The sequence below is a fragment of the Streptomyces sp. NBC_01485 genome (assembly GCF_036227125.1).
Taxonomy (GTDB): Bacteria; Actinomycetota; Actinomycetes; order Streptomycetales; family Streptomycetaceae; genus Streptomyces.
On sequence record NZ_CP109435.1, the window covers coordinates 3,953,824 to 3,969,588 of the forward strand.

General features: G+C 70.3%; 14 protein-coding genes. 5 read left to right on the forward strand and 9 right to left on the reverse strand.

Annotation, left to right across the window (positions count from 1 at the left end; all coding sequences use genetic code 11):
- Positions 1 to 185 precede the first annotated feature (185 nt).
- Positions 186 to 932 carry a DUF6227 family protein gene (locus OG352_RS18120; protein ID WP_329218176.1) on the forward strand — a complete coding sequence of 249 codons (747 nt, stop codon included), beginning with the start codon at positions 186 to 188 and terminating at the stop codon, positions 930 to 932.
- 32 nt (positions 933 to 964) lie between these two features.
- Here OG352_RS18120 and OG352_RS18125 read toward each other — a convergent pair whose 3' ends face one another.
- The 3 genes from OG352_RS18125 to OG352_RS18135 form a co-directional block, all read right to left on the reverse strand.
- Entirely contained in the window at positions 965 to 1,252 is a 288-nt protein-coding gene (locus OG352_RS18125; RefSeq protein ID WP_329218178.1) for a hypothetical protein, read from the reverse strand.
- 258 nt (positions 1,253 to 1,510) lie between these two features.
- Positions 1,511 to 3,334, reverse strand: coding sequence for a PTS fructose transporter subunit IIC (locus OG352_RS18130; protein WP_329223876.1), 1,824 nt, complete (start codon positions 3,332 to 3,334; stop codon positions 1,511 to 1,513).
- Positions 3,331 to 4,893 carry an MFS transporter gene (locus tag OG352_RS18135; protein ID WP_443072296.1) on the reverse strand — a complete coding sequence of 521 codons (1,563 nt, stop codon included), beginning with the start codon at positions 4,891 to 4,893 and terminating at the stop codon, positions 3,331 to 3,333. Before OG352_RS18135 ends, OG352_RS18130 begins: the two co-directional genes overlap by 4 nt.
- Positions 4,894 to 4,955: 62 nt before the next feature.
- Here OG352_RS18135 and OG352_RS18140 point away from each other — a divergent pair, with 62 nt between their 5' ends.
- Complete coding sequence (locus OG352_RS18140; RefSeq protein ID WP_329218179.1) at positions 4,956 to 6,020, forward strand: helix-turn-helix transcriptional regulator; 1,065 nt, start codon at positions 4,956 to 4,958, stop codon at positions 6,018 to 6,020.
- Positions 6,021 to 6,071: 51 nt separating this feature from the next.
- On the opposite strand, the gene OG352_RS18145 is transcribed toward OG352_RS18140, so the two are convergent.
- Together OG352_RS18145 and OG352_RS18150 are read right to left on the reverse strand one after the other, a co-directional pair.
- Positions 6,072 to 6,815, reverse strand: a complete 744-nt coding sequence (locus OG352_RS18145) for a TetR/AcrR family transcriptional regulator (protein WP_329223878.1) — start codon at positions 6,813 to 6,815, stop codon at positions 6,072 to 6,074.
- An 869-nt stretch (positions 6,816 to 7,684) separates the two neighbouring features.
- Positions 7,685 to 8,683, reverse strand: a complete 999-nt coding sequence (locus OG352_RS18150) for a sigma-70 family RNA polymerase sigma factor (RefSeq protein ID WP_329218180.1) — start codon at positions 8,681 to 8,683, stop codon at positions 7,685 to 7,687.
- A gap of 222 nt (positions 8,684 to 8,905) precedes the next feature.
- On the opposite strand from OG352_RS18150, the gene OG352_RS18155 reads away from it, so the two are divergent.
- Complete coding sequence (locus OG352_RS18155; protein ID WP_329218181.1) at positions 8,906 to 9,445, forward strand: GNAT family N-acetyltransferase; 540 nt, start codon at positions 8,906 to 8,908, stop codon at positions 9,443 to 9,445.
- Positions 9,446 to 9,571: 126 nt separating this feature from the next.
- Here the strand turns inward: OG352_RS18155 and OG352_RS18160 are convergent, their stop codons facing one another.
- Entirely contained in the window at positions 9,572 to 10,387 is an 816-nt protein-coding gene (locus tag OG352_RS18160) for a dioxygenase family protein (protein WP_329218182.1), read from the reverse strand.
- A 222-nt stretch (positions 10,388 to 10,609) separates the two neighbouring features.
- On the opposite strand from OG352_RS18160, the gene OG352_RS18165 reads away from it, so the two are divergent.
- Positions 10,610 to 11,119: a MarR family winged helix-turn-helix transcriptional regulator gene (locus OG352_RS18165; RefSeq protein WP_329218183.1), complete on the forward strand. Its 510-nt coding sequence runs from the start codon at positions 10,610 to 10,612 to the stop codon at positions 11,117 to 11,119.
- An 82-nt stretch (positions 11,120 to 11,201) separates the two neighbouring features.
- On the opposite strand, the gene OG352_RS18170 is transcribed toward OG352_RS18165, so the two are convergent.
- Together OG352_RS18170 and OG352_RS18175 are read right to left on the reverse strand one after the other, a co-directional pair.
- Positions 11,202 to 12,746 (reverse strand): MFS transporter, encoded by a 1,545-nt coding sequence (locus tag OG352_RS18170; RefSeq protein ID WP_329218185.1) that lies wholly within the window; start codon positions 12,744 to 12,746, stop codon positions 11,202 to 11,204.
- Between the two features lie 242 nt (positions 12,747 to 12,988).
- Positions 12,989 to 13,639, reverse strand: coding sequence for a TetR/AcrR family transcriptional regulator (locus OG352_RS18175; protein ID WP_329218186.1), 651 nt, complete (start codon positions 13,637 to 13,639; stop codon positions 12,989 to 12,991).
- A gap of 519 nt (positions 13,640 to 14,158) precedes the next feature.
- Here OG352_RS18175 and OG352_RS18180 point away from each other — a divergent pair.
- Positions 14,159 to 15,484, forward strand: coding sequence for a M6 family metalloprotease domain-containing protein (locus OG352_RS18180; RefSeq protein ID WP_329218188.1), 1,326 nt, complete (start codon positions 14,159 to 14,161; stop codon positions 15,482 to 15,484).
- Positions 15,485 to 15,546: 62 nt separating this feature from the next.
- Here OG352_RS18180 and OG352_RS18185 read toward each other — a convergent pair whose 3' ends face one another.
- A complete protein-coding gene (locus OG352_RS18185; RefSeq protein WP_329218190.1) occupies positions 15,547 to 15,750 on the reverse strand; it encodes a hypothetical protein in 204 nt (67 codons plus the stop codon).
- Between the last annotated feature and the right edge of the window lie 15 nt (positions 15,751 to 15,765).

Consider the following 15,765-nt stretch of genomic DNA (forward strand, 5'->3'; position numbering starts at 1 on the left):
CAACGCGGGTGCCGGAAACGGCGTCTGACCCGCGGTTTCTGACAGGTCGCCGGGCCGTGCGGGAACTTTTCGCACGGCCCTCGCGTTTTCTCGGCATACGTTTTCTCGGTTCCCGGACATGATGTCCGGCCGAGGGGCTACGGTATGCACCCACAAGGTGACATGCAGCAACGCCGGGAGAAACCTTGAGCGTTCCGTACGAGACGACAGCGTACGAACCAGCCGAGTCGCCCGAGTCTCCGGAGGAGCATCTCGCGCGGCTGCTCGGTCGCGCCCTGAACTCGTTCGAACTGCCCGACGAAGCCCTGCGGCGGCTCGAGTTCGCACTGGCCCACGACAGTTCCCTGCACTCCGCGCACCACAGCGCGGGCCTGCACCGGGAGACCTACCGGCACACCTGGCTGCTGGCCGACGGCTACGCGCTCACGCTGTGGGAGCTCGTGCACAACACCGCGCCGGGCAGCGAGCCGCAGCACGAGGTGTACGTCGACGAGGAGGAGCTGCGAGCGGCCACGTCCCGGCTGCCGCTGCCGTCGGACGCCGCGGACTTCGAACTGCCGGTGCTGGTGCACCTGTCGCCGGTCCCCGCACCCCGGCATGTGTACGTGCCGGACGACTCGGCGGACCACGCGCGCCGGCTGCTGCGCCGCGCGGAGAACGCCGACGGGCCCGGCGCGGAGACGGCCGCGCTGCTGAAGTCGGCGTTCGCGCATCAGATCACCCAGGCCTTCGGCCGTCCCTGCCGCGCGGGCCGTATCGGCCTGGGCTATTCGCTGTACGAGCACGCGTTCCTGCTGCTTGACGGCCAGGAGGTCTCCCTGTGGGAGGTCGAGCACACGGCGACACCCGACGGGCGGCACATGTGCGAGGTGTATCCGTCCGAGACGGCGGCCCGGGACGCGATGGAGCGCCGGGCGGCGCAGGTCTCCTGAGGGGCGGCCCTCCGTGCTGGACGCCGCGCGGGTCAGTGGCCGCCGTCGAGTTGCCGTACGAGGCCCGCGAAGGCGGCTTTCTCGGCGGGGGTCAGTTCGACTGCCTCCAGGTGGGGGCCGGTCTGACGTTGGCACGGGAGAGCCGACAGAGCGGGCTGAGTCGGCAGGACGGGGCGGGTGGGGCGTGCCGGGTGGGGTGCGGCGGCGGAGCGGATGCGGATGCGGCGCAGGACCCGGGTCAGGACGAGCAGCCAGGCGACGGACGCCACGGCGAGGACGGTCAGGGCCGTCAGCTGAGTGGGCGTGAGATGCACGGGCATACCGCCCAGTACACACCACGGTCCGGGACTTTGGCCCCGGACCGTGACGTATCTCGCAGGCCACGCAGATCGCGTGAAAGGCCTTTTCAGCGCGGAGAGTTGTGAATCACCGCAGATATTCGTAGAAAACCGAAGGAACCCATAGTAAGTCGCATCAACCTGTAGGAAACCGTAGAAAAACTTAGAGGTCTGCAGGAACCCTGCAACAGTTCGCCGAAGCCCGACGCCTGAAGCCCGAACCCGGAACCCCGAAGCGCGTTACGCGGCCACCGGCTGCTTCGGTTCCGGTGTCGTGGTGGTCGTGGGCTCCGCCGTCGTGCCGGGTTCCGTGGTGCCGGGGACCGGCTTGCGCAGGCCCTTGAGGACGACGACCAGGGCGGTCGTCACGCACACGCCCGCCGCGATGGCGACCAGGTAGAGGAACGGGTTGCCGATCAGCGGGACCACGAAGATGCCGCCGTGCGGAGCGCGCAGTGTGGCGCCGAAGGCCATCGACAGGGCGCCGGTGACCGCGCCGCCCGCCATCGAGGCCGGGATGACGCGCAGCGGGTCGGCCGCGGCGAACGGGATCGCGCCCTCGGAGATGAAGGACGCGCCCAGCACCCAGGCGGCCTTGCCGTTCTCGCGCTCGGTCGGGGTGAAGAGCTTCTTGCGGACGGTGGTCGCGAGCGCCATGCCCAGCGGCGGGACCATGCCCGCGGCCATCACGGCGGCCATGACCTTCATCGCGGAGTCGCTGGGGTCCTGGACGGCGATGCCGGCCGCGGCAAAGGCGTACGCGACCTTGTTGACCGGGCCGCCGAGGTCGAAGCACATCATCAGGCCGAGCAGCACGCCGAGCAGGACGGCGTTGGTGCCGGACAGGCCGGCCAGCCAGTCCGTCATGCCCTTCTGGGCCTCGGCGATGGGCTTGCCGATCACGACGAACATCAGGAAGCCGACGATCAGCGAGGAGATCAGCGGGATCACCACGACCGGCATGATGCCGCGCAGCACCGGCGGGATCTTGATCCGCTGGATCGCGAGGACGGTGCCGCCCGCCAGAAGGCCTGCGGCCAGACCGCCGAGGAAGCCGGCGGCGATGTTGGAGGCGATCATGCCGCCGACGAAACCGGGGACGAGACCGGGACGGTCCGCCATGCCGTAGGCGATGTAACCGGCGAGGACCGGGATGAGGAAGCCGAAGGCGACCCCGCCGATCTGGAACAGCAGAGCGCCCCAGCTGTCGACCTGGGTCCAGGAGAAGTGCTTCATGACCGAGGGCGCCTTGTTGATCTCCCAGCCGCCGATCGCGAAGCCGAGCGCCAGCAGCAGACCGCCCGCGGCGACGAACGGGACCATGTAACTGACGCCGGTCATCAACCACTTGCGCAGCTTGGTGCCGTAGCTGTCACCGGACTCGCCGGCCCGCTCGACCGGCGTCCCGCCCCTGGCCGCCGCACTGACCTCACCGCGCGCCGCCTTCCCGCGCACCTCGGTGATCAGCTCGGCGGGACGGTTGACGCCCGCCTTCACACCGACGTCCACGGTGGGCTTGCCGGCGAAGCGGTCCTTGTCGTGTACGGGGACGTCGTGGGCGAAGATCACGCCGTCCGCCGCGGCGATGACGGCCGGGTCGAGCCGGGTGAAGCCGGCCGAGCCCTGCGTCTCGACGACCAACTCGACGCCCGCCTCGCGGCCCGCGTTCTCCAGGGACTCGGCCGCCATGTAGGTGTGGGCGATGCCGGTCGGGCAGGAGGTGACGGCGACGATGCGGAAGGGGCGCTCGGGTTCGGGGGCCGGGGCTGGGGTCGGCGTCTGCTTCGGGGCGGGGGCCTGGTGCTGGGCTTGGTCCGGGGCAGGGGCTCGGTTCGGGTCCGGGGTGGGGGCCGTGTCGGCGTCGGCGGAGGCCGCCGTCGACGCCGACACGGAGTCTTCGGAGGTGCCTTCGGCAACGGCCTCGATGGCTGCCGGGGTCTCGTCGCCGCGGATCAGTGCCGCCGCGGTGGCCGCGTCGCCGGCCGAGCGCAGTGCATCGGTGAACGTGCCGGGCCCTTCGCGGGGATTCGCCTGGGCCGGGGGGTGAGTGGAGTGCGGGGTCAGCCCGCAAGTGCCCGCTCGCTCTCCTCGGCGTGCGTGCCCTCCTCGACCGCGCTTTCCTCGATCGCTCCCTCCACGTGCTGCGCCGGCCGCTTCGGCAGGGCGAACATCAGCAGGAAGATGGCGAACATCACCAGGGCCACCCAGCCCAGGGCGTGCTGGAAGGCGTTCACGAAGGCGGGACGTACCTGGTCCTGGGTCAGCCGGTCGCCGATCTCGCCGAAGAAGACGACCGCGACGAGGCCGAGGCCGAGCGCGTTGCCCATCTGCTGGACGGTGTTGATGAGCCCGGACGCCGAACCGGCGTGCTCGCGCGGCACCTCCGACAGCACCGCGTCCGTCAGCGGCGCGACGATCAGGCCCATGCCGACGCCCATCACGACCAGCGGCAGCGCCATCTGCCACGAGGTGATGGCGAGGCCGTAGCGCTCGGACTCCCAGATGTAGAGCAGCACGCCGAGCCCCATCAGCAGCGCGCCCGTCTGGAGCACCTTGCGTCCGAAGCGCGGGACCAGTTTCTGGACGGACAGCCCGGCGGCCGTCGAGACGGCGAGCGAGAACGGGACCCCGGTCAGGCCGGCCTTCAGCGGGCTCCAGCCCAGGCCGGTCTGCATGTACAGCGTCCAGACCAGGAAGAAGACGCCGAGACCGACCCCGAACACGGTCTGCACGGCGACGCCCGCGGCGAAGCTCCGCACCCGGAAGAGGGAGAGCTCGATCAGCGGCGAGCCGTCCCGCGCGCCCTTGCGCCGCTCGTAAGCGACGAGCGCCCCGAAGACGACGAGCGCGCCGGCCATCGACACGTACCCCCACACCGGCCAGCCCAGCTCGCGGCCGCGGGTGAGCGGGTAGAGCAGCATGAGCAGCGCGAGGGTGACCAGGACGACGCCGACGAGGTCCAGTTTCAGCGCCTTGGGGGCCTTGGACTCCGTGATGAAGCGGCTGCCGAGGATCAGTCCCGCGATGCCGACCGGCAGGTTGATGAGGAAGATCGGACGCCACTCCAGCCCGAACAGGTTCCACTCCGTCAGCAGTGCGCCGAGCAGCGGTCCCGAGACGGCCCCCAGCCCCACGACCGCGCCGAAGAGCCCGAACACCTTCCCGCGCTCGTGCGCCGGAAACGTGGCGTGCACGATCGACAGCACCTGCGGGACCATCAGCGCCGCCATCGCCCCCTGCAGGATGCGGGAGGCCACCAGCACCTCCGGGTTCGCGGCGAAGCCGCACAGCGCGGAGGCGAGGGTGAAGCCTCCGATGCCCACGAGGAACAGCCGCTTGCGGCCGTGGATGTCGCCGAGCCGGCCGCCGGTGATGAGCCCGGCGGCGAACGCGAGCGCGTAGCCGGCGGTGATCCACTGGATCTGGCTCCAGGAGGCGCCCGCCTCCTCCTGTATGGAGGGGATCGCGATGTTGACGATCGTGACGTCGACGAGGTCCATGAAGGCCGCGGTCATCACGATGGCGAGGGCGAACCAGCGGCGACGGTCACCCGGGGTCGTTTCGGCGGAGGTCTCGCCGGAGGGCTCGGTCGAGCTCTCCGTGGACGTGTCGGTGGAGGTCATGGTGCGATAGTAGGACTGCAATAGGCCAGGTCGTGTCCTAGTGGTGCTGCATCCTCGGATGCATGACGACGGACACTCCGGCTCGGCTGCTGCAACTCCTCTCCCTCCTCCAGACGCCCCGCGAATGGCCCGGCGGCGAACTCTCCGAGCGCCTGGGGGTGTCCCGCCGCACGGTCCGGCGGGACATCGACCGGCTGCGCGAACTGGGCTATCCCGTGCAGGCGAGCAAGGGCTCGGACGGCGGGTACCGGCTGGTCGCGGGCAAGGCGATGCCGCCGCTCGTGCTCGACGACGAGGAGGCGGTGGCGATCGCGGTCGGGCTGCGGGCGGGCGCCGGCCACGCGCTGGAGGGGGTCGACGAGGCGTCCGTACGCGCCCTGGCCAAGCTGGAGCAGGTGCTGCCGGCCCGGCTGCGCCACCGCGTGTCCACCCTCCAGGCCGCGACCACGCCGCTGACCAGCGGGGACGGCGCGAGCATCGCGCCCGAGACGCTGACCGCCATCGCGTCGACGGTGGCCGGGCAGGAACGGTTGCGGTTCGCCTACCACGCGAAGGACGGCACGCAGTCGCGCCGCCTGGCCGAGCCCTACCGGCTCGTGTCCACGGACCGGCGGTGGTACCTCGTGGCGTACGACCTCGACCGCGAGGACTGGCGGACCTTCCGGGTCGACCGGATCCGGGACCCGTTCGCGACCGGCGCCCGTTTCACCCCGCGGGAGTTGCCGACGGGCAGCGCGGCGGAATACCTCCGGCGGTCCATCCGACGGCGCTCGGACGCGCACGAGTACGAACTCGACGTCACCTTCGAGGCGTCACCGGAGTTCGTGGCGACGCGGCTGCCTGCCTGGCTGGGGACACCGGTCGCGAACCCGAACGCGGACGCGAACCGGGACGCGAAGCCGGACGCGAAGCCGGTCGCCGCCGGCCCGTCGGGGAACCCTGAGGACTCGGACTCGGGGGCCGTCGAGGGCGGGTGCCGACTGCAGTGCTCGACCAGCGATCCGGTGGAGTGGGTGGCGGTGCGCCTTGCGATGCTGGGCTGCGAGTTCTCGGTCCGTGGGCCGGCGGAACTGGCGGAGTGCGTACGGGAGTTGGGTGGGCGGTTGGGACGTGCGGGGGGTGTGTGAGGGTGCGGAGGGGAGAGGTTTTCATGGAGGGGCAGGCGGGCGCGTAAGCCGTCAAGGCTTCTCCGCCGGCTGCTCCGGTTCCTCTTCCCAGGCGAACCCTCGCAATGCCCGCAGGTTGCGCAGTGCCAGCTCTGCCGGGCCTTCCGGGCCGGTGGGAGGGGTGTTGCTCGCCGCCCAGCTCTCGACCGCGACCCGGACGGCGGCACTGGCCACGGCCGCGGTGAAACGCTGGTGCGGTGAGGCGACGTTGTCGGGGGCGGGAGTGGGGGCGGGGGCCGGCGTACTCGGCGGGGCGGTCGGCGGCGATGCGGCGGTCGGCGTCCGTGCAGTGGTGGTCGGCGGATGCGCGGTGGCCGTCGGCGGATGCGCGGTGGCGGTCGGCGTCTGTGCGGTGGCCGTCGCCCGGTGCGCCAGCACCTCTGTGAGTGTCGTCTCCGAGGTGTGGCAGACCTCGGCCCAGACCTTGCCGAGGGCCGGACTCGTTCCGGCCAGCCGGATCAGGGTGCGGACCCATTCCCAGGACGCCGCCGACACTCCATGGCTGAGGACGAGGGTGTGTCGTACGGCGTGGTCCAGCGCGTCCGGCACGGGGAGTTCGGCCGGTGCCTCGCGTACCGCCTCCGCCCAGCGCTGGGCGCCGGCCGCGTAGAGGGGGGCGACGGCCTCTTCCTTGGTCGCGAAGTACCGGTAGAAGGTGCGCGGGGCGACGCCTGCGGCCTGGGCGATGTCCTCGGCGCGGGTGGCCTTCAGGCCCCGGCTGACGAAGAGGCCGGCCGCCGCCCGGGCGATCTCCATACGGGTCGCCGCTTTGCGCCGCTCGGTCAGTGAAGCCGGGGCGGAGGGGGAGGTGGAGCTGATCACATCGGCAGGCTATGCCCATGTGGCACAATCTGCCATTCGGGCGGGCCACCCCGTGGTTCAGGTACGGGGTGCCCCGCCCTCCCCGCGCGCCGGTACGTGGTCGGTACGGCCGGCTGGGCATGTGCGCCCGCAATCCCCACCCGGGGACGTCGATCCCGGCCCGGGGACAAGAGGGAGCCGGAGGCCCAAGGGAGCCGGGCCCCGGCACCTGGGGGGAGAGGCGCCGAAGCCCGACTCGGGGAGAGTCCCGGCGCCGGGGGATGTGCGTCGGGACTTGGCTCACGTGGGACAAAGATCTCGGGGAGGGCTACAGGGCCCGGTCGACCCGAACTCCCGTGCCGACCCGAACTCCCGTGCTCTGAAGTGTTGTTCCCGCGCTCCTGCCGGTTGAAGCGGCGTTCCCACGCCATGTTTGCGCGGCCTTCCACCACCCGGCGCACGCGGGCGGAAACCCAGCACCAGCCAACGCCCAAAGCCCACTCACCACACCCCCGAGTCCAACCAGCGGGCCCCCGCACCCAACTCACCCAGACCGAAGGCGGTGTTGGAGAAACGCTCCCCGCCCACCCGACGAGTTCCGCCCGCCGAGCCTCATGCACCACCCCGCCGAGCAGCGCACCCGGCCCAGCCGGGCATCACATCCCGAGCGGCGCACCAAGCCCCACAAGCCCAACCGCACGGTCCACTCAACGGGCAGCAGTCCCGCCGCACACCCTGCCCAGCCAGCGCAACGTCCCCGCAGCGCAGCGTCACCGTGCCGTTCAGCCCAGCCCAGCCCGCCCAAGCCGGCGCAGCGCCAAGCGTTACGCCGCCGCCTCGAATCCCGTGTCGCGGGCCAGTTTCTTCAGTTCCAGGAGGGCGTGCTTTTCGATCTGGCGGATGCGTTCCCTTGTCAGGCCGTGTTCCTTGCCGACCTCGGTCAGGGTGCGCTCGCGGCCGTCGTCGATGCCGTACCGCATCTTGATGATGGAGGCCGTGCGCGGGTCGAGGCGGTCGATCAGGCCGTCCAGTTCCTCGCTGCGCAGCAGGGTCAGGACGGACTGTTCCGGCGAGACCGCGGAGGTGTCCTCCAGCAGGTCGCCGAACTGTGTCTCACCCTGGTCGTCGACCGCCATGTTCAGCGAGACCGGGTCGCGGGCCCAGTCCAGGACGTCCGTGACGCGCTCCGGCGTGGAGCCGAGCTCGGTCGCGATCTCGACGGGCTCCGGGTCGCGGCCGTTCTCCCGGTTGAACTCGCGCTGCACGCGCCGGATCCGGCCGAGCTCCTCCACGAGGTGGACGGGCAGGCGGATGGTGCGCGACTGGTCCGCTATCGAGCGGGTGATGGCCTGGCGGATCCACCACGTCGCGTACGTGGAGAACTTGAAGCCCTTGCGGTAGTCGAACTTCTCGACCGCGCGCACCAGACCGGCGTTGCCCTCCTGGATCAGGTCAAGGAGGGGAAGACCGCTGCGGGGGTAGCGGCGGGCGACCGCGACGACCAGGCGGAGGTTGGAACGGATGAACACGTCCTTCGCCCGCTCGCTGTCGGCGACCAGGGCTTCGAGCTCCGCGCGGGAGGCGTCCGCCTTGGACTCCTCGTCGCCGTCGAGGACCTGCTGTGCGAACACACCTGCCTCGATGATCTGGGACAATTCGACTTCCTTGGCGGCGTCGAGCAGTGGTGTACGCGCGATTTCGTCGAGGTACATGCCGACCAGGTCGCGGTCGGCGATCTCGCCGCCATGGGCGCGAACACTGCGGGCCGCGTCGGTCGTCCCACCAGTGGCGGACTTGCGACGGGCGACGGCACGGGTTGCCATGCGTGCTCCCTTGCGATGGGGGTTCAGCGGGTGGCCTTCAGACACTCGGCGTTCTCGGAGGTTTCGGAAGTCCTGGAAACTGAAGCCCTGGAACCTCTCGGAACTCTCCTCGTGTGCCCTGCATCCGATGGAAACAACGACTGGAATCAGGACAGAATTCCCAACCCGCACCCCGATTTTTATGATCTTGCAGTACCCTGTCCGACCACGCGGGGAGGCGTGATGTCGTCGGAACGTACAGAGGTGCAGGTCAGGCCGGGAATCGAGGGTGATCTCGAAGCCCTCACACTGCTCTACAACCACTACGTACGTGAGACGCCCATCACATTCGACACCGCGGTCTTCACTCCGGAAGAGCGACGTCCTTGGCTGCTCTCCCACCCTGAAGACGGCCCGTACCGCCTGATGGTTGCCGCAGAAGCGGACTCACAGGGCATCCTGGGGACCTCACAGGAAATCCTCGGGTACGCCACATCCAGCCCTTACCGGCCGAAGGCCGCCTACTCCACTTCGGTGGAAGTGACGGTCTACGTCGCCCCGCACGCCGGCCGGCGCGGCATCGGCACGCTCCTCTACGAGGCGCTCTTCGAGGCACTGGCCGACGAGGACGTGCACCGCGCGTACGCGGGCATCGCCCAACCGAACGAAGCGTCCGCGCGGCTGCACGAACGCTTCGGTTTCCGGTACGTCGGCACCTACCGGGAGGTCGGCCGCAAGTTCGGCCACTACTGGGACGTCGCCTGGTACGAAAAAGAGCTCTAGTTAGAAGCCGACGGAACCCCTGCGGCACTCGGCAGAACCCGGCACGACCAGGCCCGAACGGCCAAGCCCAACGACCAGGCCCAGCCCGGCGCCCCCAGGTCCAACCAGGCCCGGCCCCACCACCCGTCAGCCGAACTGCACCGACCGTTTCGCCATCCCCACCCAGAACCCGTCGATCACCGACTTCTGCGCGTCCAGCTCGCCGGACACCTCCGCCGCGCCCATGGTCACGAAGAGCGGGGCGAAGTGCTCGGTGCGCGGGTGGGCGTAGCGGCCGGCCGGGGCCTTGTCGAGGAAGTCCAGCAGGCCGTCCCAGTCGCGGGCCTCCAGCGCGCGCCGGCCCCAGTCGTCGAACTCCGAGGACCAGGTCGGCACGCCCGGGCCGGTGTGCCGTAGCGCGGCCAGGTTGTGGGTGAAGAAGCCGGAGCCGACGATCAGGACGCCCTCATCGCGCAGCGGAGCGAGCTTGCGGCCGATCTCCATCAGCTTGACGGGGTCGAGGGTCGGCATCGAGACCTGCAGGACCGGGATGTCGGCGGCCGGGAACATCTCGACGAGCGGCACGTACGCGCCGTGGTCGAGGCCGCGGTCGGGCATGTCCTGTACGGGCATCCCCGGAGCGCGCAGCAGCTTGCGCACGCTCTCGGCGAGCTCGGGTGCGCCGGGGGCGTCGTACTTCACCTGGTAGTAGTGCTCGGGGAAGCCCCAGAAGTCGTAGACCAGGGGGACCGGGTCGACGGCGCTGAGGGCGAGCGGGGCTTCCTCCCAGTGCGCGGAGACCATGAGGATCGCCTTGGGGCGGGGCAGGTCGGCGGACCAGGCGGCGAGTTCGCCGGGCCAGATCGGGTCGTCCGCGAGCGGCGGGGCACCATGACCGAGGTAGAGCGCGGGCATGCGTTCCGGGGAGAGGGATCGTTCCCGTTCCTGGGGTGTGGCGGACATGGCAGCGGCTCCTTCCGGGACCTCGGCCCCTCACGCCGGGCGTTCCTGGCGATCCTGGTACTTCTGTACCCCTGACACCGGACCCTGCACTCTGGTGCTTACGGCGGGCTCCGGCGTTCCTGGATCGTCCGGCACGTTTGATTGAAATCTAAAACGGCAACATCCAAGAGGGTAATCGTAATTGGTTTAAAATTCAAGGAGCGGGCGTTTACAGTGGAGTACATGACGAAGGCATCCGCATCCGCTGACGAGCCCCAGTGGCTCTCCGCCGAGGAGCAGCTCACCTGGCGCTCCTATGTGCACGCGACCACCCTCCTAGAGGATCACATGGACCGCCAGCTCCAGCGTGACGCGGGCATGCCGCACATCTATTACGGCCTCCTGGTCAAGCTCGCCGAGTCCTCCCGCCGACGGCTGCGGATGACCGAGCTGGCCATGTACGCGAAGATCACCCGCTCCCGCCTCTCCCACGCCATCGCCCGCCTGGAGAAGAACGGCTGGGTGCGCCGCGAGGACTGCCCCTCCGACAAGCGCGGCCAGTTCGCCGTCCTGACCGACCAGGGGCTCGAGGTGCTCAAGAAGGCCGCGCCGGGCCACGTCACCGTCGTGCGCACCGCGGTCTTCGACCGGCTCACCCCCGAACAGCAGAAGTCCCTCGGCGAGATCATGGAGATCATCGCCGAGGGACTCCAGCCCAACGAAGCGGGCGCCGACCTGCCCTGGCTGCGCTAGGGCAGGTCCCGGCCCAGGCTCATGTCCGGGCCCAGGCTCATGTCCGGGCCCACGACTACGTGCGGGCCCAGGGTTACGTGCGTCAGTGGACCATCACCGGCACCGCGTCCTCGGCGTCCCGTGCCCCCGAGCCCGCGACCGGGCCCATGTCCGGCTTGCCGGCGTTGACGAGGGTCAGGGCGATCGCGGCGGCGGCGACCAGGATGCCGACGGCGAACCAGATCGCGATGGCGTAGCCGTGCACCATGCCCTCCAACTGCACCAGTTGCTGCTGCGGCTTGGCGGCGGCGCCGGCCATGTGGTCCTTGATGTACGAGGTCGTCGCGGACGCGGCGATCGTGTTCAGCAGGGCGGTGCCGATGGCGCCGCCCACCTGCTGCGAGGTGTTGACCATCGCGGAGGCCACACCGGCGTCCCGCGGCTCGACGCCCTGGGTGGCCAGGGACATGGCCGGCATGAACGCCGTACCCATGCCGAGGCCGAGCAGCAGCATTCCCGGCATCAGGATCGCCGCGTACGAGGAGTCGATCTCCAGGCGGGTCAGCAGCAGCATGCCGAGTGCGGCGACCAGGAAGCCGGGGCCCATCAGCAGACGCGGCGGGACCCGGGTCATCAGGCGGGTGCCGATCTGGGTGGAGCCGGCGATCATGCCCGCGATCATCGGGAGGAACGCGAAGCCGGTCTTGACCGGCGAGTAGCCCTTCACGATCTGCAGGTAGTAGGTCAGGAAGAGGAACAGGCCGAACATCGCGATGATCGCGAGGCCCAGGGAGAGGTAGATACCGCCGCGGTTGCGCTCGGTGATCACGCGCAGCGGCAGCAGTGGAGCCTTGACCTTCGACTCGACGATCACGAAAGCGAACAGCAACACGGCCGACGCGACGAACAGGCCGATCGTCATCGAGTCGCCCCAGCCCTCGGACTCGGCGCGGGTGAAGCCGTAGACGAGGGAGACCAGGCCGAGGGTGGAGAGGATGACGCCCGGGATGTCGAGCGGGGAGCGGTTGCGGCCGCCTTCGGGCTCACGGATGACGAAGTAGGCGCCGGCCGCGGCGACGATCGCGAACGGCACGTTCACGAAGAACGTCCAGCGCCAGTCCAGGTACTCGGTGAGGAAGCCGCCGAGGATCAGGCCGACGGCGCCGCCACCACCGGCGATCGCGCCGTAGATGCCGAACGCCTTGGCGCGTTCCTTCACGTCCGTGAACATCACGGCGAGCAGCGAGAGCGCGGCGGGCGCGAGCAGGGCGCCGAACGCGCCCTGCAGGGCGCGGGCGCCGAACATCATCGCCTCGTTGGCGGCAGCGCCACCGAGCGCGGAGGCCGCGGCGAACCCGCCCAGCCCGACGACGAACGCGCGCTTGCGGCCCCACAGGTCGGCTATCCGGCCGCCGAAGAGCAGCAGACCGCCGAAGGCGAGGGCGTAGGCGGTGACGATCCACTGCCGGTTGCCGTCGGAGATGCCCAGGTCCTGCTGGGCGGAGGGCATCGCGATGTTCACGATGGTCGCGTCGAGGACGACCATCAGCTGGGCGAGGGCGATGAAGGCCAGGGCTTTCCACCGGTTGGCGTCCGGTGCGCCACCGCCGCCCGTCTTACCGGGGGCCTTCTGGACTGTTTCAGACATGGGGATACCCACTTCGGGACTTCGTGACGGAAAAAGACGGAAATAATACGGAAAGAAGGCAGGGAAAAGATCGACTTGTCGTCGGTGACGACCGGTCGTTCCCCTTGTGTGACGTCGCGTTGCGTGAGGTGTGAGGTGTGACGTGTGACGTGTGACGTCGCGCGATGACTGCTGAGGTGATGCGGACTAATCGCTCAGCGTGTTCGCGGGTCGGCCGCTACGGGCGTTCGTGGGCTGATCGCTCAGGACTGGCGCAGGTCCTCCATGGTCACGGCCGCACCGGGCAGGACGGAGCGGGCGGGGGCCCGTAGCCCGTCCAGGAACAGTTGCAGGTGGCGGTGGACGAAACGGTCGGCGCTCACGCATCCGGTACCGGCCGGGGGCCGGCTGAGCTGGGCCACCGCGATCATCACGTCGCCCACGCCGACGTCGGGCCTGAGCTGCCCGGCCGCCTTCGCGCGATCCATGACCTCCTCGATGATCCGATCGACCCGTTCGCGTGCGGCTTCGAGGTCGGGGTGATGCTCGTCGAACGTGCTGGCGACCATCGGGCACAGCGCGCTGATCCGCTCATCCGCGGCGTCGTGCACGAACCGCTCCAGCGCCCCGAACGCGTCGCCGGTCTCGGCGAGGGCGACCTGTCCGGACCGGGCCGTACGGTCCAGCACCGAGCAGACGACCTCACGGACCAGCGCGTCCCGGTCGGGGAAGTTGCGGTACACCGTGGCGTTGCCGACGCCGGCCCGGCGGGCGATCTCGTCGAGCGGCACGTCCGGCCCGAACTCGACGAACATCTCGCGGGCGGCGGTGACGATCCGCTCCCGGTTGCGCAGGGCGTCGGCGCGGGGCCGGGTCACCTTGCGCTCGGCGGGGATGGCGGTCGCGGTCTGCACGGCGTACTCCTTCTTGCGAGGGGTTGACGAGGGGTTGAGTGGTGAAAGGACTGAAAGGGCTGAAAGGGCTGGGGCTGAGTGGTGAAGAGCTGAGGTTCTGCGACGGGTTGCGACGGCTTTTGCGATCCGGGGACGGATTCCCCGTTTCACTCGGACACCTGACTAAACGGGGAAGAGGTCCCCGGTTATTTCCCAGACGGGAGACTTTCCCTACGTGACCTGGGTCACACCCTCCGCGGGACTCCGTCCGCCCTACCCGGCCCGCTTCCCCACAGGGCCGCCCGCGTCCTCGCCAGGCCGCCCTCTTCCCCGCAGGGCCGCCCGCTCCCGCGCACGGCAGCACGGCAGCACGGCCGCACGGCCGCACGGCCGCCTACCGCCTACCGCCTACCGCCTACCGCCTACCGCCAGGTAACCCACGATCGGTCTCCTCCAGCGCGCGCCCGCGTGCACCCCGGCACAGGGTGATCGCAAGGGTGCAGCCGGTGACCGGTGGCTGCCTGGAGCGAGAGGCCCCGCATGCAGCCGCAGCCCGTGCGCACCGTCCCGGCCCGCTCAGGCGAGCCACTCCGCCGCCGGATACGCCCGCGCCGCGCCGCCACCCTCGTCTCCGTCACCGCCCTGACCCTCGCGGTCAGCACGTCGGCCGGCACGGGCCGCCTCACACCGCCGCCCGGCTCGACGACGGCCGGCGCGGGCCCGATCTCCCTGGCCCGGTCCTCCGCCCTCGCCCCCTGCCTGATCAACGGCGGCTCGGCCGTCCAGATGTCCGAGGGCGTCCCGACCACCGGCGGCTACTCCCGCTCCACCGGCACCGTCCACGCCCTCACCCTGATGATCGACTTCTCGGACGCGCCCGGCCGGGGCAGCGCGCTGAACCGCTACCGCGAGTTCTTCCCGCAGACCGAGGACTGGTTCCGCACGGCGTCCTACGGCCGCCTCGACTACCGCGCCGAGACCCCGATCCGCCACTGGCTGCGCATGCCCAAGTCGTTTCGCGCGTACGGCATAGAACGCGGCGCGCCCTTCGACCCCGGCTACCGCGATCTCGTCCAGGACATCGTGGCCGCCGCCGACCCGACGGTGGACTTCCGCGCCTACGACCTCCTGAACGTGCTGGTCACCCCGAACGCGGGCCCCTCCGCGCTGGACACGGTCCTGTCGGTGACGTTCGCCGGCAACACTGAGGCGCCGGTCGCCGACGGCGTGTCGGTGGCGAACGCGTCCTTCGTCTACTCCCGCCAGGACGACGGCTCCGGCTCCTACGGCCGCACCGGCTACCGGGTCCTCCCCCACGAGAACGGCCACGTCTTCGGCCTGCCCGACCTCTACACCCAGGAGGGCGGGGGCGCGGTCGGCCACTGGGACATCATGAGCGAGGACTGGGGGGCCAACAACGACCTGCTCGGCTGGCACAAGTGGAAACTGGGCTGGCTGGACGCCTCCCAGATCGCCTGCGCGGCGACCCGCGGCACGACGGAGTACCCGCTGACCCCCCTCTCCCGCGCGGGCGGCCCGAAACTCGTCTTCGTCCCGGTCGACAACCGCACGGGTTACGCCGTCGAACTGCGCGCCCCCGGGGGCAACGACGAGACGGTGTGCCGTCCGGGCATCCTCATCTACAAGGTCGACGCCGACGTCGACACCGGCATGGGCCCGGTGACCGTCTACGACTCCCACGCCGACAGCGGCGGCTGCACCCGTAGCCCCAACGTCCACGCGGAACTCTCCGACGCCCCGTTCACCCCGGGCGAGACCTTCAAGGACCCGAAGCGGGACATCCGCATCTCGGTGACGGGGGCGGACCTGAAGGGGGAGTACCAGGTGCGGGTGAGCCGGAGGTAGGTGGAGAGACAGCCGGGGGTAGGGCGGGAGGGAGAGGAGGGGGAAGGTGGAGAAACGATTCTTCAGGAAGCGGCGCGCCTGCCCTTGGCCCTGGCCCTGGCCCTGGCCTTCACCCTTCCCCTGGCCGCCCGGCGGTCCTTGCTGCGTCGTCTGACGGACGCCGCGTACCCGAGCGTGCTGAGAGCGACGGCCCCGACGGTGAAGCCGAGGATCAACTGGTCGACGGTCGCCACCTTGGTCACCGCATAGGTGATGACCGCGAGCACCGCGCACGCCCCCCA